This is a genomic window from Microbacterium sp. NPDC090281 (assembly GCF_044769635.1).
In the GTDB taxonomy this organism is placed as follows: domain Bacteria; phylum Actinomycetota; class Actinomycetes; order Actinomycetales; family Microbacteriaceae; genus Microbacterium.
This window is the reverse complement of the sequence record NZ_JBIVYH010000001.1, coordinates 2823072-2838783: the sequence shown is the minus strand read 5'-3', so window position 1 is coordinate 2838783 and position 15712 is coordinate 2823072. Positions and strand designations below refer to the sequence as shown.

At 66.5% G+C, this 15712-nt stretch carries 16 protein-coding genes; 13 read left to right on the top strand and 3 right to left on the bottom strand.

What is annotated here, in order from left to right; genetic code table 11:
* Positions 1 to 10: 10 nt before the first annotated feature.
* Both ACIQTX_RS13645 and ACIQTX_RS13640 read right to left on the bottom strand, forming a co-directional pair.
* Positions 11 to 448 (bottom strand): hypothetical protein, encoded by a 438-nt coding sequence (locus ACIQTX_RS13645; protein ID WP_402972767.1) that lies wholly within the window; start codon positions 446 to 448, stop codon positions 11 to 13.
* A gap of 386 nt (positions 449 to 834) precedes the next feature.
* A complete protein-coding gene (locus ACIQTX_RS13640; RefSeq protein WP_402972765.1) occupies positions 835 to 1407 on the bottom strand; it encodes a hypothetical protein in 573 nt (190 codons plus the stop codon).
* Between the two features lie 236 nt (positions 1408 to 1643).
* On the opposite strand from ACIQTX_RS13640, the gene rpsA reads away from it, so the two are divergent.
* From rpsA to ACIQTX_RS13580, 12 genes are all read left to right on the top strand, one after another.
* Positions 1644 to 3101, top strand: a complete 1458-nt coding sequence (gene rpsA, locus ACIQTX_RS13635; RefSeq protein WP_028501551.1) for a 30S ribosomal protein S1 — start codon at positions 1644 to 1646, stop codon at positions 3099 to 3101.
* Between the two features lie 142 nt (positions 3102 to 3243).
* The gene (locus ACIQTX_RS13630) at positions 3244 to 4086 is read left to right on the top strand and encodes an ABC transporter ATP-binding protein (RefSeq protein WP_402972762.1); all 843 of its coding nucleotides are present in this window, start codon (positions 3244 to 3246) and stop codon (positions 4084 to 4086) included.
* Entirely contained in the window at positions 4083 to 5123 is a 1041-nt protein-coding gene (locus tag ACIQTX_RS13625; RefSeq protein WP_402972760.1) for an aliphatic sulfonate ABC transporter substrate-binding protein, read from the top strand. Before ACIQTX_RS13630 ends, ACIQTX_RS13625 begins: the two co-directional genes overlap by 4 nt.
* On the top strand, positions 5120 to 5980 hold the full coding sequence (locus ACIQTX_RS13620; protein WP_402972758.1) for an ABC transporter permease: 861 nt from the start codon (positions 5120 to 5122) through the stop codon (positions 5978 to 5980). The genes ACIQTX_RS13625 and ACIQTX_RS13620 overlap by 4 nt, the downstream gene beginning before the upstream one ends.
* Complete coding sequence (acs, locus tag ACIQTX_RS13615) at positions 5971 to 7980, top strand: acetate--CoA ligase (RefSeq protein WP_402972756.1); 2010 nt, start codon at positions 5971 to 5973, stop codon at positions 7978 to 7980. The genes ACIQTX_RS13620 and acs overlap by 10 nt, the downstream gene beginning before the upstream one ends.
* Positions 7977 to 9281: an O-acetylhomoserine aminocarboxypropyltransferase/cysteine synthase family protein gene (locus ACIQTX_RS13610; RefSeq protein WP_402972754.1), complete on the top strand. Its 1305-nt coding sequence runs from the start codon at positions 7977 to 7979 to the stop codon at positions 9279 to 9281. The genes acs and ACIQTX_RS13610 overlap by 4 nt, the downstream gene beginning before the upstream one ends.
* The gene (locus tag ACIQTX_RS13605; RefSeq protein WP_402972752.1) at positions 9278 to 9823 is read left to right on the top strand and encodes a CoA-binding protein; all 546 of its coding nucleotides are present in this window, start codon (positions 9278 to 9280) and stop codon (positions 9821 to 9823) included. The genes ACIQTX_RS13610 and ACIQTX_RS13605 overlap by 4 nt, the downstream gene beginning before the upstream one ends.
* Before the next feature lie 32 nt (positions 9824 to 9855).
* The gene (gene coaE / locus ACIQTX_RS13600; RefSeq protein ID WP_402972750.1) at positions 9856 to 10455 is read left to right on the top strand and encodes a dephospho-CoA kinase; all 600 of its coding nucleotides are present in this window, start codon (positions 9856 to 9858) and stop codon (positions 10453 to 10455) included.
* Positions 10452 to 11669, top strand: a complete 1218-nt coding sequence (locus tag ACIQTX_RS13595) for an MFS transporter (protein ID WP_402972748.1) — start codon at positions 10452 to 10454, stop codon at positions 11667 to 11669. The genes coaE and ACIQTX_RS13595 overlap by 4 nt, the downstream gene beginning before the upstream one ends.
* 12 nt (positions 11670 to 11681) lie before the next feature.
* Positions 11682 to 12473 carry a GNAT family N-acetyltransferase gene (locus ACIQTX_RS13590; RefSeq protein WP_402972746.1) on the top strand — a complete coding sequence of 264 codons (792 nt, stop codon included), beginning with the start codon at positions 11682 to 11684 and terminating at the stop codon, positions 12471 to 12473.
* 55 nt (positions 12474 to 12528) lie between these two features.
* On the top strand, positions 12529 to 14601 hold the full coding sequence (gene uvrB / locus ACIQTX_RS13585; RefSeq protein ID WP_105525750.1) for an excinuclease ABC subunit UvrB: 2073 nt from the start codon (positions 12529 to 12531) through the stop codon (positions 14599 to 14601).
* A 15-nt stretch (positions 14602 to 14616) separates the two neighbouring features.
* Positions 14617 to 14967, top strand: a complete 351-nt coding sequence (locus ACIQTX_RS13580; protein ID WP_036273909.1) for a TfoX/Sxy family protein — start codon at positions 14617 to 14619, stop codon at positions 14965 to 14967.
* 2 nt (positions 14968 to 14969) lie between these two features.
* Here the strand turns inward: ACIQTX_RS13580 and ACIQTX_RS13575 are convergent, their stop codons facing one another.
* Positions 14970 to 15212 carry a hypothetical protein gene (locus ACIQTX_RS13575; RefSeq protein WP_028501561.1) on the bottom strand — a complete coding sequence of 81 codons (243 nt, stop codon included), beginning with the start codon at positions 15210 to 15212 and terminating at the stop codon, positions 14970 to 14972.
* Between the two features lie 45 nt (positions 15213 to 15257).
* Here ACIQTX_RS13575 and ACIQTX_RS13570 point away from each other — a divergent pair, with 45 nt between their 5' ends.
* Positions 15258 to 15701: a MarR family transcriptional regulator gene (locus tag ACIQTX_RS13570; RefSeq protein WP_028501562.1), complete on the top strand. Its 444-nt coding sequence runs from the start codon at positions 15258 to 15260 to the stop codon at positions 15699 to 15701.
* The last annotated feature ends 11 nt before the right edge of the window (positions 15702 to 15712 follow it).

Sequence of the window (15712 nt, the reverse complement as noted above, 5' to 3'; positions counted from 1 at the left end):
TCCGCGCTGCTCAACAGCCGGGTGCGGATGGTCGCTGTTCACAGGTGAACGCGACGAGCGCGGTATGCGCCTCGAAGATGCGGATCTCCTGAGAAGGGCCGTCGATCGCGAGCTGGCCCGCCACCGGGAACCACCCGCCGCCGAGGTCGACCTCGGCGGTGTAGCGGACCGTGACGTGAGCCTCGTAGGTGCCGCGCTGTCGATAGGTGTGGCTCGTCGCGGTCGGAGTGAATGCGGCCTGCCCGAGCGCCGACCAGGTCTGTCCGCCGCTGCTCGTGGTCGCGGTCGTGCCGTCTCCGTGGGTGAACTCGTAGCCCACGGGTGTGAAGCGCACGGTGAGTGGTGCGCCGAAGAGAGTTCCCGATCGGGTCTGCGCGGATGCCGCAGCGACGAAGTTCGTCGGCATGCCGATCACACCGACGTTGTCCGGCTCGCCGGTGGCGGTCACCGGGGCGGGAGAGAACTGTGCAAGGTCAGCAATCGTGATCGCCGGGGCTGAGGGGGTCTCAACACCTGGCGGTGGCGGTGACTCCTCCTTCTCTTCCGTGCCGCGGAAACAGCCTCGAGCACTGTTCCAGTCGTCGAGGCAGGAGTCGAAGTTGAACTCGTGCACCGGGAACGCGGGGGCGGAGGGGGAAGAAGGGGTGTCTCCGCGGGAGTTGTCGTTTCGCGGACCGTCAGAAGAAGGCTGCGTCTGTGTGCCGGAGATGACAACCTCTGTGTTGCCAGTGGAAATCGCCGCGCTTCCAATCGGTGGGTCCGAGCTGTCGTCACCGACGGAGGTTTGATGGGAGGTTCCGAGCATGAAGAGGTGGAGTGCGAACATTGCTAGCACTAAGGCGTTGCGCACTTTGCCTCTTTGTTCACCGAGACCGAGTCGATCGTCAACGATGATTGGTCGGCCACGAAAACGACGTCGAGCGAGTAGACGTTTGGGCGGTTCGCGTCGATCTGGGAGATCCCGGCAGAGTCGGTTACGGTCACCGCACTCACGTCGAGACACACCTTGGCTGAGACCTTGTCGAACGGTGAAGCGGCCTCAACTCCCTGGAACGACAGAACCTTGGTGTCACCTTCGATGACGAAGCCTTCGGCATGCATGGCGGAGTATGACTTGCGGTCAGCTGCTTCAAACTCCCCGCTGGACAATGCAAAAAGTGGCTCGAAAGTGGCCGGATCGGCGATGTCTAGCTGGTTGAGACGTGCCGTGAACGCCCGGTACGTCTCCTCCGCAGCGGCGAAGGCCTCCTTTTCCGAAGCGAACGCGGCGGTCGGAGTCGGCGTCGGCGATGGCGCGGGGGAGCAGCCAGCGAGTACCGCGGAGACGGCAACCAGTGCGACGGCTCCGAGACGATGCGAATGGCGGAACTTGATCGGGCTGCGGCGAGAAGGAGTCGGCGAGATCACCTGGTCACGCTAACCCGGAGCAGAGGAGGCCCGCTCGAGTTATCCACAGTTGCGTCCCGCCGGAATCCGGCTCCCCGGACATCCGAACTTCTGATAGCCTTAACTGTCACTCGTGGCGTGCATACGCGTGCCCTCGTGACAAGAAAACCAAAATCCACCGCTGTGAAGCATGCAGTCGGCCGTGCGCGGTCGTTGCCTCCCAGCCTGAGTCTCCATTCACAAGGACAACCCACTACATGACTACCGCAACGACCGCCCCGGCCACCAAGCAGGTCGCCATCAACGACATCGGATCTGCTGAGGACTTCCTGGCCGCGGTCGAGAAGACCCTGAAGTTCTTCAACGACGGCGACATCATCGAAGGCACGATCGTCAAGATCGACCGCGATGAGGTCCTCCTCGATGTCGGCTACAAGACCGAGGGTGTCATCCCCTCGCGCGAGCTCTCGATCAAGCACGACGTCGACCCGAACGAGGTCGTCGCTGTCGGCGATCTGGTCGAGGCCCTCGTTCTCCAGAAGGAGGACAAGGAAGGCCGTCTGATCCTCTCCAAGAAGCGTGCTCAGTACGAGCGTGCGTGGGGAGACGTCGAGAAGATCAAGGAGAACGACGGAGTCGTCACCGGTACGGTCATCGAGGTCGTCAAGGGTGGACTCATCGTCGACATCGGCCTCCGTGGCTTCCTGCCGGCCTCGCTCATCGAGCTGCGCCGCGTCCGCGACCTCACGCCGTACCTCGGCCAGGAGATCGAGGCCAAGATCCTCGAGCTCGACAAGAACCGCAACAACGTCGTTCTGAGCCGCCGCGCGCTGCTCGAGCAGACGCAGTCGGAGTCGCGCACCACGTTCCTGAACAACCTGCACAAGGGTCAGGTCCGCAAGGGTGTCGTGTCGTCGATCGTCAACTTCGGTGCGTTCGTCGACCTGGGTGGCGTTGACGGCCTCGTGCACGTCTCCGAACTGTCCTGGAAGCACATCGAGCACGCCTCCGAGGTCGTCGAGGTTGGCCAGGAGGTCACCGTCGAGATCCTCGAGGTCGATCTCGACCGTGAGCGCGTCTCGCTGTCGCTGAAGGCTACGCAGGAAGACCCGTGGCAGGTCTTCGCCCGTACCCACGCGATCGGTCAGGTCACGCCGGGTAAGGTCACCAAGCTCGTTCCGTTCGGTGCGTTCGTTCGCGTCGCAGACGGCATCGAGGGCCTCGTCCACATCTCCGAGCTCTCCAGCAAGCACGTCGAGCTGGCCGAGCAGGTCGTGTCGGTCGGCGAAGAGGTCTTCGTCAAGGTCATCGACATCGACCTCGAGCGTCGTCGTATCTCGCTGTCGCTGAAGCAGGCCAACGAGGCTGTCGACCCCAACGGCACCGAGTTCGACCCGGCTCTGTACGGCATGCTCGCCGAGTACGACGAGAACGGCGAGTACAAGTACCCGGAGGGCTTCGACGCCGAGACCGGTGCTTGGAAGGAAGGCTTCGACACTCAGCGCGAGGCATGGGAGCAGGAGTACGCTGCAGCCCAGGCTCGCTGGGAGGCGCACAAGGCTCAGGTCGTCAAGGCGGCCGAGGCCGAGGCAGCGGCCGGAGACGACTTCGGCGGCGGCCAGTCCTTCACGAGCGAGGTCGCAGGCGCGGGCACGCTCGCGGACGACGAGGCACTCGCGGCTCTGCGCGAGAAGCTCTCGGGCGGCAACGCTTAAGCAGCATTCTGAAACGGGTCGTCACCTCGCCTTCGGGCGGGCGTGGCGGCCCGTTTCACATGTCCGACCAGCGGAGTCACCTGCGTGACGCAACATTACGACCGCATTCGTAACAGTCCGACTGCTCGGCCAACATGGGCGTATGACCACCCTGCTGCCTGCGTCGCGCACGGTCGACGCCTCGACGGCAGCGGGAACCGCACAGGCCGTGCGGCTCGACGGTGTCGAGCGCTCGTTTCCGCTGCCGCACAGTCGCCGTAACGTGCTGCGCGGCGTGGACGTCGACATCGCCGCCGGTGAGATCGTCGCGGTGGTCGGCCCCTCCGGATGCGGCAAGTCGACGCTGCTCCGTCTCGTGGGCGGCTTGGACGTCCCGACGCACGGCAGCATCCGCCTCGATGACACACCGGTGGCCGATGTCGACGAGCGCACGGCGGTCGCTTTCCAGGAGCCTCGTCTGCTCCCATGGCGAACCATCTCCCAGAACGTCGAACTCGGAGTGCCTCGCGGTATCGCCCGCCGGGCCGGCCGTGAGCGGGTCCGTGACCTGCTGCACCTGGTCGGGCTCGAGCACGCCGCCGACCAGCGTCCACGCGAAGTGTCGGGCGGTATGGCGCAGCGTGCTTCGCTGGCCAGAGCTCTCGCTCGCAATCCCGGGGTGTTGTTGCTCGACGAACCTTTCGGTGCGCTCGATGCGCTGACCCGGTTGCGGATGCATGATCTGCTCCTGAAGATCCACGCGGCCGAGCCCACGACGATCCTGCTCGTCACCCACGACGTCGAGGAGGCCCTGTACCTCGCAGATCGTGTGCTGTTGCTGCGCACGCTCTCGGATGACGATGAGCCCTCGATCGCCCGCACGATCACCGTGCCGGGAATCCGCCCGCGAGACCGCGCCGATCGCGGCCTTGCCGACCTTCGCGCCGACCTCCTCGAAGGTCTCGGCGTCGACACCCACCACCGCACCGCCGAGGAGAACCGATGAGCATCACCACCCGCCGAATCATCCCCGCGATCGCCATCGCCGGGACGATGATGCTCGTCGCCACCGGCTGCGTCGCCGGAGAGAACGCCACGGCCAGCGGCGCGAAGCCCACGTCGGGAACGACCGAATGGTCATCCGACACGCTTTCGATCGACTTCGCGACGTACAACCCGCTGAGCCTCGTGATCCGCGATCAGGGCATCCTCGAAGACATCCTCGGCGACGACGTCACCGTCGAGTGGGTGCAGTCCGCCGGCTCCAACAAAGCCAATGAGCTGCTGCGCTCCGGTTCGGTCGATGTCGGCTCGACAGCCGGATCTGCTGCTCTGCTGGCTCGAGCGAACGGTTCGCCCATCCAGGTCATCGATATCTTCTCGCAGCCGGAGTGGGCGGCCATCGTCGTCGGGCCGAACAGCGACATCACCTCGATCGAAGACCTCAAGGGAGCGTCGGTCGCGGCCACGAAGGGTACCGACCCGTACTTCTTCCTGCTCCAGTCACTGGAAGAGGGCGGGCTCTCCCTCTCCGACGTCGAGGTGCAGAACCTCCAGCACGCCGATGGCCGGGCAGCTCTCGACGGCGGATCCGTGGACGCCTGGGCCGGTCTCGACCCGATCATGGCGGCGGCTGAGGCGGAGTCGGGCGACAAGCTCATCTATCGCAACGTCGACTTCAACACCTACGGTTTCCTCAACGCTACCGAGGACTTCATCACGAACCACCCCGACCTCGCTCAGGCTGTCGTCGACGCCTACGAGCAGGCGCGTGAGTGGGCGCTCGAGAACCCCGACGAGACCGCCGCGCTTCTCGCCGACGTCGCCGGAATCGACATCGGCGTCGCCACCACGGTGATTCAGGAGCGATCGAACCTCGACGTGAGTGGCGTCCCCGGTGACGACCAGATCGCAGTGCTCGAGAGGATCGCTCCGGTGCTCGTCGAGTCCGGCGACGTGCAGGGCGGCAAGGAGTCCGTCGACAAGGCGCTCTCATCGATCGTGAACGCGAAGTTCGCCGAGAAGGCAGTCGACGGCGAGTGACTGATATCGATCAGCGAGTGATCGTCCCCGCGGACTCGCGGGACGCGCTCGACGCAGCCCGCGGACAGTCTCGGCGCCCGGAGCGCGGAACCCGTCGGGTCTGGGATCGACCCATCGTGCGAATCCTGGGTGGTCTGCTGCTGCCGGCGGTGATCTTGCTCGCCTGGCAGTTCGTGACGACCTCGGGTCTCGTCGAGCCCTACCGTCTTCCCACGCCGGCATCGGTCTACCAGGCCGGCGTCGAGCTCGCAGAGAACGGTCAACTCTGGACTCACATCGCGATCTCGGTCCAGCGGGTTCTGCTCGGCTTCGCCATCGGCTCGGTGATCGGCCTCGCGGCGGCAGGAGTGGTGGGGCTCTCGCGCTGGGGTGATGTGCTTCTCAGCCCGACCCTCGCGGCCGTCCGTGCCGTGCCGTCGCTCGCCTGGGTGCCGCTGCTCATCCTGTGGATGCAGATCGGCGAGGAATCGAAGGTCACGCTCATCGCGATCGGTGCGTTCTTCCCGGTGTACACGACGGTCGCCTCGGCGCTCCGCCATGTCGACCCACAGCTGGTCGAGGCCGGTCGCTCGTTCAGCCTGCGGGGTTGGTCGCTGTTCCGCACCGTGCAGCTGCCGGCGGTCGTCCCCTCCGTGGTGGCGGGACTCCGACTCGCCCTCGCACAGGCGTGGTTGTTCCTGGTCGCCGCCGAGCTGATCGCCTCTTCGATGGGGCTCGGATTCCTGCTGACCGATTCGCAGAGCACCGGCCGAGTCGATCGCATCCTGCTCTCCATCGTGCTCCTCGCCCTGCTCGGCACGATCACCAACGGTGTTCTCGTGCTGCTGGAGAAGTACCTGCTGCGCCGATGGACGTGACGGTGACGGAGGCTCGGCTGCACGAGACGCGTGTCTACGAACCCTCGAACGAGTTCTCGAACGCGAACGTGACAGCCGAGGCGTACGCGCGTGCCGCGGCAGACCCTGTCGCCTTCTGGGAAGACGCCGCGCGCCGTCTCGACTGGGTCGATCCCTGGCACACGGCGCACGAGTGGGAGCCGCCGACGAACGGTGCGATCCCCGCAGCTCGCTGGTTCGTGGGAGGCCGGCTCAACGTGGCCGTCAACTGTGTCGACCGACACGTCGAGGCCGGCGGCGGCGACCGAGTCGCTCTGCATTTCGAAGGGGAGCCGGGAGACCGCGCTTCTGTCACCTACGCAGAGCTGCAACAGCGGGTCTCCCGTGCCGCAAACGCCCTCGTCGCGCTGGGGATCCGAGCGGGCGACCGCGTGGTGATCTACCTCCCGGTGCTCGTGGAGACGATCGTCATCACTCTGGCCTGCGCACGAGTGGGGGCCGTGCACTCACTCGTGTTCGGCGGATTCTCGGCCGAGGCTGTGCGTTTCCGCCTGGAGGACACCGGTGCGAAGCTCCTGGTGACCAGCGACGGCCAGTACCGTCGCGGCACCGTCACCGAGGTGAAGTCGACGGCCGACCTCGCCGCCGCCGATCTGCCCGATCTCGAACACGTGCTCGTCCTTCGCCGCACCGGCCAGGAGGTGCCGTGGACCGACGGCCGCGATGTCTGGTGGCACGACGTCGTCGACACCGCATCGTCGACCCACGAAGCAGAGGCGTTCGATGCCGAGCATCCGCTCTTCATCATCTACACCTCCGGCACCACGGGGAAGCCGAAGGGACTCGTGCACACCTCGGGCGGCTACCTCGCGCAGGCGAGCTGGGCGCACTGGGCCCACTTCGACGCGAAGCCCGACGACGTGCACTGGTGCACCGCCGACCTCGCCTGGGTCACCGCGCACACCTACGAGATCTACGGGCCGCTCTCGAACGGCCTCACACAGGTCATCTACGAGGGGACTCCCGACACCCCGCACCACGAGCGCCACCTCGAGATCATCGAGCGCTACGGGGTGACCGTGTACTACACCGCGCCCACTCTGATCCGGACGTTCATGACCTGGTTCGGAGCCGACCTCCCGACCGGCCATGATCTGTCGAGCCTGCGACTGCTCGGAACCGTCGGCGAGGCGATCAACCCCGAGGCCTGGGTGTGGTTCCGCCGCAACTTCGGTCGTGACGAACTGCCGGTCATCGACACCTGGTGGCAATCGGAGACGGGCGCCGCGATGATCGCCCCGCTTCCCGGCGTCACGAGCCTCAAGCCCGGCTCGGCATCGGTGCCGCTGCCGGGGCTCGATGTCGCGGTGGTCGACGAACTCGGGCATGAAGTCGAGCCAGGACGCTCGGGCACATTGGTCATCCGTCGACCGTGGCCGGGGATGGCACGCACCATCTGGGGAAACCCGAACCGGTACCGTGACGCGTACTGGTCCGCATACGCCGGCCACGGTGAGTTCGGGGGCTTCTACGTCGCCGGTGACGGCGCGACCAGGGACGCCGACGGGTACATCTGGATCCTCGGTCGACTGGACGACGTCGTGAACGTCTCCGGACACCGTCTCTCCACGATCGAGATCGAGTCTGCTCTCGTCGCGCACGACACCGTGGGCGAGGCCGGCTCGGCCGGAGTCTCCGATCCGGTCACCGGTCAGGCCGTCGTCGCGTTCGTCACGCCTTCCGGTCGCGCGGAAGTGACACCGTCCGCCCTTCGCGCTCAGGTCGCGCAGGCGATCGGGCCCGTCGCCAAGCCGAAGCACATCGTGATCGTGCCCGACCTGCCGAAGACGCGATCCGGCAAGATCATGCGCCGACTCCTGGCACAGTTGTGGGAGGCCGAGCAGGATCGCAGAGCCGGCCGCGAACCCCAGCAGCTCGGAGACACGACGTCGCTGCAGAACCCCTGGGCCGTCGGCGATATCGCCGACGTGCTCGCCGCCGCTGAATCGAGGACATCATGACGGAAGAACATCGCTTCGGGTTCCGCACCAGGGCCCTGCATGCCGGTGGCACCCCCGACGCATCGACCGGAGCCAGGGCGGTGCCGATCTACCAGACCACGTCCTTCGTCTTCGACGACGCTGCGGACGCCGGAAACCTCTTCGCGCTGCAGAAGTACGGCAACATCTACTCGCGCATCGGCAACCCCACGGTCGCGGCTCTCGAGGAGCGCCTGGCCTCGCTCGAAGGTGGCATCGGTGCGGTGGCGACAGCCTCGGGCATGAGCGCGGAGTTCATCACGTTCGCGGCTCTCGTCGGCGCAGGAGATCACGTCGTCGCCGCCGCGCAGCTTTACGGCGGCACAGTGACGCAGCTCGACGTGACGCTGCGTCGCTTCGGTGTGGAGACCACGTTCGTCGCCTCGACCGACCCCGCAGACTTCGCCGCTGCGATCCGACCCGAGACGAAGGTCGTCTACGTCGAGATGATCGGAAACCCTTCGGGGGAGATCGCGGACATCGAGGGCCTCGCCGCGGTCGCTCATGAGGCCGGTGTGCCGCTCGTGGTCGATGCGACGCTGGCGACCCCGTATCTCGCACGTCCGCTCGAGCACGGCGCCGACATCGTGATCCACTCGGTGACGAAGTTCCTCGGCGGACACGGAACGACGCTCGGCGGAGTCGTGATCGAGAAGGGCACCTTCGACTGGGGCAACGGCAAGTTCCCGCAGATGACCGAGCCCGTCGACTCGTACGGCGGCATCAAGTGGTGGGACAACTTCGGCGAGTACGGATTCCTCACCAAGCTCCGCTCCGAGCAGCTGCGTGACATCGGTCCAGCGCTCAGCCCGCAGTCGGCATTCAACCTGCTCCAGGGGGTCGAGACGCTGCCGCAGCGCATCGACGCGCACCTCGCGAACGCCCGCGTCGTCGCCGACTGGCTCGACTCCGACCCGCGCGTCGCTTACGTCACCTGGGCAGGACTCGAGGGGCACCCGCACCACGAGCGCGCCGCCAAGTATCTGCCACTCGGACCGGGGTCGGTGTTCGCATTCGGCGTCGCAGCGGAAGACGGTCGCGCAGCGGGGGAGAGCGTGATCGAGAACCTGCAGCTCGCCTCGCACCTCGCGAACATCGGCGACGCGCGCACGCTCGTGATCCACCCCGCCTCGACGACCCATCGCCAGCTCGCCGAGGAGCAGCTCGTAGCCGCCGGAGTACGGCCTGACCTGATCCGTATCTCCGTAGGACTCGAAGATGCCGACGACATCATCTGGGACCTCGACCAGGCCCTCACGACCGCGACAGGAGCGAACCGATGATCGCCACCATCTCCGGCGACGCGTGCGCCCTGCCGGGTGCCGTGCCGAGCGTGCCAGGACGGACCTGGATCGGACCGACGCAGCAGGAGCGTTTCGGCCTCTTGCGACGAGCGAAGTCGATCGCGATCGTCGGTGCGTCGAACAACCCCGCACGCGCGTCGTACTTCGTGGCGACGTATCTGCTCTCCAGCACGGCGTATGACGTCTACCTGGTGAACCCACGCGAGAGCGAGATCCTCGGGCAGCCGGTCTATGCGACGCTGAGCGATCTGCCCGTGGTGCCCGACGTCGTGGATGTCTTCCGTCGTCACGACGACCTTCCCGGCGTCGCGCAGGAAGCGATCGAGGCGGGAGCGCAGACCCTGTGGCTGCAGCTCGGGTCCTGGAACGAGGATGCGGCGGCGATCGCGGAGGGCGCGGGACTCTCGGTGGTCATGGATCGTTGCATCAAGATCGAGCACGCGCGATTCCACGGAGGACTGCATCTGGCGGGCTTCGACACGGGTGTGATCAGCTCACGACGCCAGTTGCTCGCGAGATGAGCCGTGCCCGGGGCGAAGCCTAGACTGGCGGCATGCCCCTCATCGCACTCACCGGCGGCATCGCCTCCGGGAAGTCGACCATCGCCCGGCGTCTGGCCGAGCACGGTGCCATCATCGTCGATGCCGATCAGATCGTGCGCGACGTGCAGTCTCCCGGATCACCGGTCCTCGAGCGGATCGCCGAAGCGTTCGGCGCCGATGTCGTCGCACCGGACGGCTCCCTCGACAGGGCGGCGCTGGGGGCGCAGGTGTTCGGTGACGCCGACCTCCTCGCGAGCCTGAACGCGATCGTCCACCCGGCTGTGCGCGACGAATCGCAGCGACGATTCGATGACGCTCTCCGAGACGATGCGGAAGCCGTGGTCGTCTACGACGTGCCTCTTCTGGTCGAGGCGCGGGTGGATGACCCGTGGGATCTCATCGTGGTCGCGCACGCGCCGGCCGAACTGCGCAGGCAGCGGCTCGTCGAGTTACGCGGCATGGTGGAGCGCGCGGCGCAGGAACGGATCGATGCGCAGGTCTCCGATGACCGTCGTCTCGCGATCGCCGACGTCGTGATCGACACGTCCGGCACCCTGGAGCGCACGATCGAGCAGACGGATGCCCTCTGGGAGCGGATCAGCGCAAAGTGACCTTCTCCGGTCATGCGCCGGGGTCGCGCGAGTACCGGCGCCTCATCGTCGGACTGTTCTTCGCGGGAATCGCGACGTTCGCGCAGCTCTATTCGGCGCAGGCCGTGCTGCCGCAGATCTCGTCCGATCTCTCGGTCACCCCGGCGACCGCGGCGCTGAGCGTGTCGGCTGCGACGCTCGGGCTGGCGCTGGCCGTCATCCCGTGGTCGATCGTGGCGGACCGGATCGGGCGGGTGCCCGCGATGGCCACGGGAGTGCTGACCGCCACGGTGTTCGGCCTGACCGCCCCGCTGAGCGGGGAGATCATGACGCTGCTCATCCTCCGCTTCGCGGAGGGTGTTGCCCTGGGGGCCGTGCCGGCTGTGGCCCTCGCGTACCTCAGTGAAGAGGTCGAGGCGCGCCATGCTGCTGCCGCAGCGGGGAGCTACATCGCGGGCACCACGGTCGGTGGGCTGCTCGGACGCATCGGCTCAGGGATCGTCGGAGAGGTGGGCGGGTGGCGCGCCGGCATCCTGTCCGTCGCCGTGATGTGCGCGGTGGCGGCTGTGCTCTTCCTCTGGCTCACTCCGCGCTCGAGAGGCTTCGTCCCCGGGCGGCTGCGCGCCGACCGCGGGCCCGGCATCCTGGAGAAGCTCCGTGCGCCGTTGCGCTCACCGCTGCAATGGGCGCTGTACGCGCAGGGTTTCCTGCTGATGGGAGCCTTCGTCGCGGTGTACAACTACCTCGGTTTCCATCTTTCGGCAGCGCCGTTCGCGCTGCCGGTGTGGCTGGTCACCCTGCTCTTCCTGGCCTATCTCGCCGGCACGGTGTCCTCGCCATGGGCCGGGGCTCTGGCATCCAGAGTCGGACGCTTCCAGGTACTCCTGGCCTCGATCGGCGTGATGGTCGCCGGCGCCCTGTTGCTCCTGGTCCCGATGGTGGCCATCGTGCTCGTGGGGCTCGTGCTCTTCACCGCCGGCTTCTTCGGCGCACATGCCGTGGCCTCGGGGTGGACTCCGGTCGCTGCCGATCCCGGCAGCAGAGCTCAGGCTTCATCGCTGTACTACTTCGCCTACTATGCGGGGTCGAGCCTGTTCGGATGGATGCTCGGTCTCGTGTTCGGCGCGGCGAGCTGGGGCTGGTTCGTGGCCGTCGTCGTGGCGATGTGCGCAGCAGCCGCCTTCGCCGCGGTGTCGGCACTGCGCGAGGCGCCGACCGGTCAGCCGCCTTCCTGAGAGGATCTCGTCATGCAACAGCAGTATCTCCAGGCCTATGACGGTCAACTCCGTACCACCCCGGAGGTGTCCGGTGCTTCGAGCGTGGCCGCGTACGGACCGCTCCTTCTCGCGACGTTCGCCGGAGGACGCGGTTTCGCCACCTACGCGGAGCTCGGCGATGTGGATGCGGATGACGTCTCTGGCCTCGTCGACGCCGCGATCGAGCACTTCGCCGGTCTACCCGAGGTGATGTCGGTCGAATGGAAGACCCGCGGACATGATCGTGCGCCCGGGCTCCACGAAGCCCTCGTCGCCCGCGGTTTCGTGGCGGAGGATCCGGAGTCGATCATGATCGGGGAGGCGCGTCTCCTCGCGCAGCACATCGAGATCCCGGAGCAGGTGACCATCAGGCGGATCCGCACCGACGACGAGGTACTCGCGGCGGGCGAGATGCAGGGACTGGTGTTCGACGACGCGGACTGGCGCTCGAGGGCGGAGGATCTCGTCGTGCGCCTGCACGAGGATCCCTCCACCGAGCTGTGGATCGCCGTCGTCGACGATGCGATCGTCAGCGCCGGGCGCCTCGAGCCGGTCGCGGGGACGGAATTCGCTGGGCTCTGGGGCGGTTCGACCCTGGCGGAGTGGAGGGGGCGTGGGATCTATCGTGCGCTCACCGCGGAGCGGGCCAGGTCTGCGCTCGCCCGTGGCATCCGGTATCTGCAGTCGGATTCGACCGAGTTCTCGCGTCCGATCCTGGAACGGTCGGGGTTCGTGAAGGTGTCGACGACGACGCCGTACGTCTGGACGCGCCCCGCGGGGTGACCGGAGGCGCTCCTGTGACGGCCTCGATGTCGGAGGGGCGGCATACGCTGGAGGTATGCAACCCACGCGCAGTGTCCGCCCCTTCGAGGTCATCAGCGAGTACGAGCCCGCCGGCGACCAGCCGAAGGCCATCGCCGACCTTGCGGCGCGCATCAACGCGGGGGAGACCGACGTCGTGCTGCTCGGTGCGACCGGTACCGGAAAGTCCGCGACGACGGCTTGGTTGGTCGAGCAGGTGCAGCGCCCGACGCTGGTTCTCGCGCACAACAAGACACTGGCCGCGCAGCTCGCGAACGAGTTCCGCGAACTCATGCCGAACAACGCGGTCGAGTACTTCGTCTCGTACTACGACTACTACCAGCCAGAGGCCTACGTGCCCCAGACCGACACCTTCATCGAGAAGGACTCCTCGATCAACTCCGAGGTCGAGCGGCTGCGGCACTCCACGACGAACTCGCTCCTCAGCCGTCGCGATGTCATCGTCGTCTCGACCGTGTCCTGCATCTACGGTCTCGGCGCACCGGAGGAGTACCTCCGCGCCATGGTCGCGCTGCAGGTGGGGGAGCGGTACGACCGTGACGCCCTGATCCGTCAGTTCATCGCGATGCAGTACAACCGCAACGATGTCGACTTCTCCCGTGGCAACTTCCGGGTGCGCGGCGACACGATCGAGATCATCCCCGTCTACGAAGAGCACGCCATCCGCATCGAGCTGTTCGGCGATGAGATAGAGGCGCTGTACTCGCTTCACCCGCTCACCGGCGAGGTCATCGAGAAGCTGGCCTCCGTTCCGATCTTCCCGGCTTCGCATTATGTGGCCGGTACCGATGTCATCCAGCGCTCGATCGGCACGATCGAGGCCGAATTGGAAGATCGTCTGACCGAGTTCGAGCGGCAGGGAAAGCTGCTCGAGGCACAGCGCCTGCGCATGCGCACGACTTTCGATCTCGAGATGCTCCAGCAGCTGGGCTTCTGCTCCGGCATCGAGAACTACTCGCGGCACATGGATGGGCGCGAACCCGGCGAGCCGCCGCACACGCTACTCGACTTCTTCCCCGACGACTTCCTGCTCGTGATCGACGAGTCGCATGTGACGGTGCCTCAGATCGGTGCGATGTACGAGGGTGATGCGTCTCGCAAGCGCACGCTCGTGGATCACGGATTCCGACTGCCGAGCGCGATGGACAACCGTCCGCTGCGGTGGGACGAGTTCAAGAACCGCATCGGGCAGACCGTCTACCTGTCCGCCACCCCGGGCAAATACGAGATGGGGATCGCCGACGGCATCGTCGAGCAGATCATCCGTCCGACCGGACTGGTCGATCCGCACATCGTCGTGAAGCCATCGAAGGGGCAGATCGACGATCTGCTGGAAGAGATCCGTCTTCGTGTCGAGCGCAACGAGCGCGTGCTCGTCACGACCCTCACCAAGAAGATGTCGGAGGAGCTCACCGACTTCCTCGGCGAGCACGGTGTGCGCGTGCGCTACCTGCATTCCGATGTCGACACCCTGCGCCGTGTCGAACTGCTCAGCGAACTGCGTGCCGGCGTCTACGACGTGCTCGTGGGCATCAACCTGCTGCGTGAAGGCCTCGACCTGCCGGAGGTCTCGCTCGTCGCGATCCTCGACGCCGACAAGGAAGGCTTCCTCCGATCGGGCACCTCCCTCATCCAGACCATCGGTCGTGCGGCGCGTAACGTCTCGGGTGAGGTGCACATGTACGCCGACAAGATGACCGACTCCATGACGAAGGCGATCGAGGAGACCGACCGCCGCCGCGAGAAGCAGGTCGCGTACAACAAGGAGCATGGCATCGACCCGCAGCCGCTCCGCAAGCGCATCGCCGACATCACCGAGGTGCTGGCCCGGGAGGGTGCCGACACAGCGGAGATGATGTCGGGTCGAGGTCGGGCGACGGGCAAGGGCAAGTCGCCGACGCCGAACCTGCGCCGAACCGGGATCGCTGCCGAGGGTGCGCAGCAGCTCGAAGCCACGATTCAGGATCTGTCGGACCAGATGCTCGCGGCTGCTGCCGAGCTGAAGTTCGAGCTCGCCGGGCGGCTGCGCGACGAGGTGCAAGACATGAAGAAAGAGCTCCGTGCCATGGAGCGCGCCGGGCACGCGTAGACAGGAACCTGACCGATGGATGCTGCAGGGAACGAGCTCGCCGACCGCGTCCGGGCGCTTTTGAGTGCGGACGCCGAGATCGAGGAACGTCGCATGTTCGGCACAAGAGCGTTCCTCGATGACGGTCACATCCTGGTGGGTGCGCGCCCTGGCGGCGTTCTGCTCGTCCGGGTCGATGACGAGAACGGCGCAGCGCTGTTGACGCACCCGGGGGCGGCTCGCGCCGTCATGGGCTCACGCACCATGAGCTCGGGCTGGCTCGACGTGGTGCCAGGCGCCATCGAGGACGACACCGCACTGATGTTCTGGCTCGATGTCGCACGAGAGTCGACGGGCTCAGCGGTCGAGGCGCCAGAGCAGGATTGACGCTACGGGCAGTGCACCAGAGTCTTCGGGCCGGTGCGGTCGATCTCGTGCTGCGTCATCGGGGCACCACACAGGGGACAGGCGCGTTCGGCGCGTTCGGAGGCGCTGGGTGGTGGAGTCTTCTCGTAGGGCCCCACCGAGGCGGGCCCGGCGAACCGGATGAGGTTCGTGTTGACCCAGGAGTAGAACCCGCCGGCGTCGCGGATGCGGGTGCGGAGGGGTGGGCGGTCGGAGTCCTGTGCCATGTTGTTTAGTGTACTAACTATTAGTGCAGATGTATAGTCTCCCTTGTGACAGCAACCGACGATCTGCTCCGGCTCGAGAATCAGCTCTGCTTCGCTCTGGTGACCGCGGCGCGCAACGTCGTCGCCCTGTACCGCCCGATTCTGGAGCCCCTCGGTCTCACGCACCCCCAGTACCTCGTCATGCTGGCGCTCTGGGAGCGCGCGCCGAGGACGCTGAACGACCTCGCGATCGACCTCGCACTGGAGCCTGCCACCGCGTCGCCGCTGGTGAAGCGGCTGGAAGCGGAGGGACTGATCGTCCGTCAGCGCAGCAGTGAAGACGAACGACGCCTGGAGATCACGCTGACGCAGGCCGGGGCAGCGCTCCGTGATCGGGCAGTGAACGTTCCCCATCAGGTGATGGCCGCAGTCGGCATGGACATGGATGCGATCGCGGCTCTCCGTGACGGGCTCGGTCCTTTTGCGGGGCGACGGCCGGATCTCGGCTGACGCGTCCTCCG

What these genes read in the sequence shown, in the direction of transcription:
- rpsA (WP_028501551.1), top strand. Translation starts at nt 1,644, where the DNA reads ATGACTACCGCAACGACCGCCCCGGCCACCAAGCAGGTCGCCATCAAC.
- ACIQTX_RS13630 (WP_402972762.1), top strand. Translation starts at nt 3,244, where the DNA reads ATGACCACCCTGCTGCCTGCGTCGCGCACGGTCGACGCCTCGACGGCA.
- ACIQTX_RS13625 (WP_402972760.1), top strand. Translation starts at nt 4,083, where the DNA reads ATGAGCATCACCACCCGCCGAATCATCCCCGCGATCGCCATCGCCGGG.
- acs (WP_402972756.1), top strand. Translation starts at nt 5,971, where the DNA reads ATGGACGTGACGGTGACGGAGGCTCGGCTGCACGAGACGCGTGTCTAC.
- ACIQTX_RS13610 (WP_402972754.1), top strand. Translation starts at nt 7,977, where the DNA reads ATGACGGAAGAACATCGCTTCGGGTTCCGCACCAGGGCCCTGCATGCC.
- ACIQTX_RS13605 (WP_402972752.1), top strand. Translation starts at nt 9,278, where the DNA reads ATGATCGCCACCATCTCCGGCGACGCGTGCGCCCTGCCGGGTGCCGTG.
- coaE (WP_402972750.1), top strand. Translation starts at nt 9,856, where the DNA reads ATGCCCCTCATCGCACTCACCGGCGGCATCGCCTCCGGGAAGTCGACC.
- ACIQTX_RS13590 (WP_402972746.1), top strand. Translation starts at nt 11,682, where the DNA reads ATGCAACAGCAGTATCTCCAGGCCTATGACGGTCAACTCCGTACCACC.
- uvrB (WP_105525750.1), top strand. Translation starts at nt 12,529, where the DNA reads ATGCAACCCACGCGCAGTGTCCGCCCCTTCGAGGTCATCAGCGAGTAC.
- ACIQTX_RS13580 (WP_036273909.1), top strand. Translation starts at nt 14,617, where the DNA reads ATGGATGCTGCAGGGAACGAGCTCGCCGACCGCGTCCGGGCGCTTTTG.
- ACIQTX_RS13575 (WP_028501561.1), bottom strand. Translation starts at nt 15,212, where the DNA reads ATGGCACAGGACTCCGACCGCCCACCCCTCCGCACCCGCATCCGCGAC.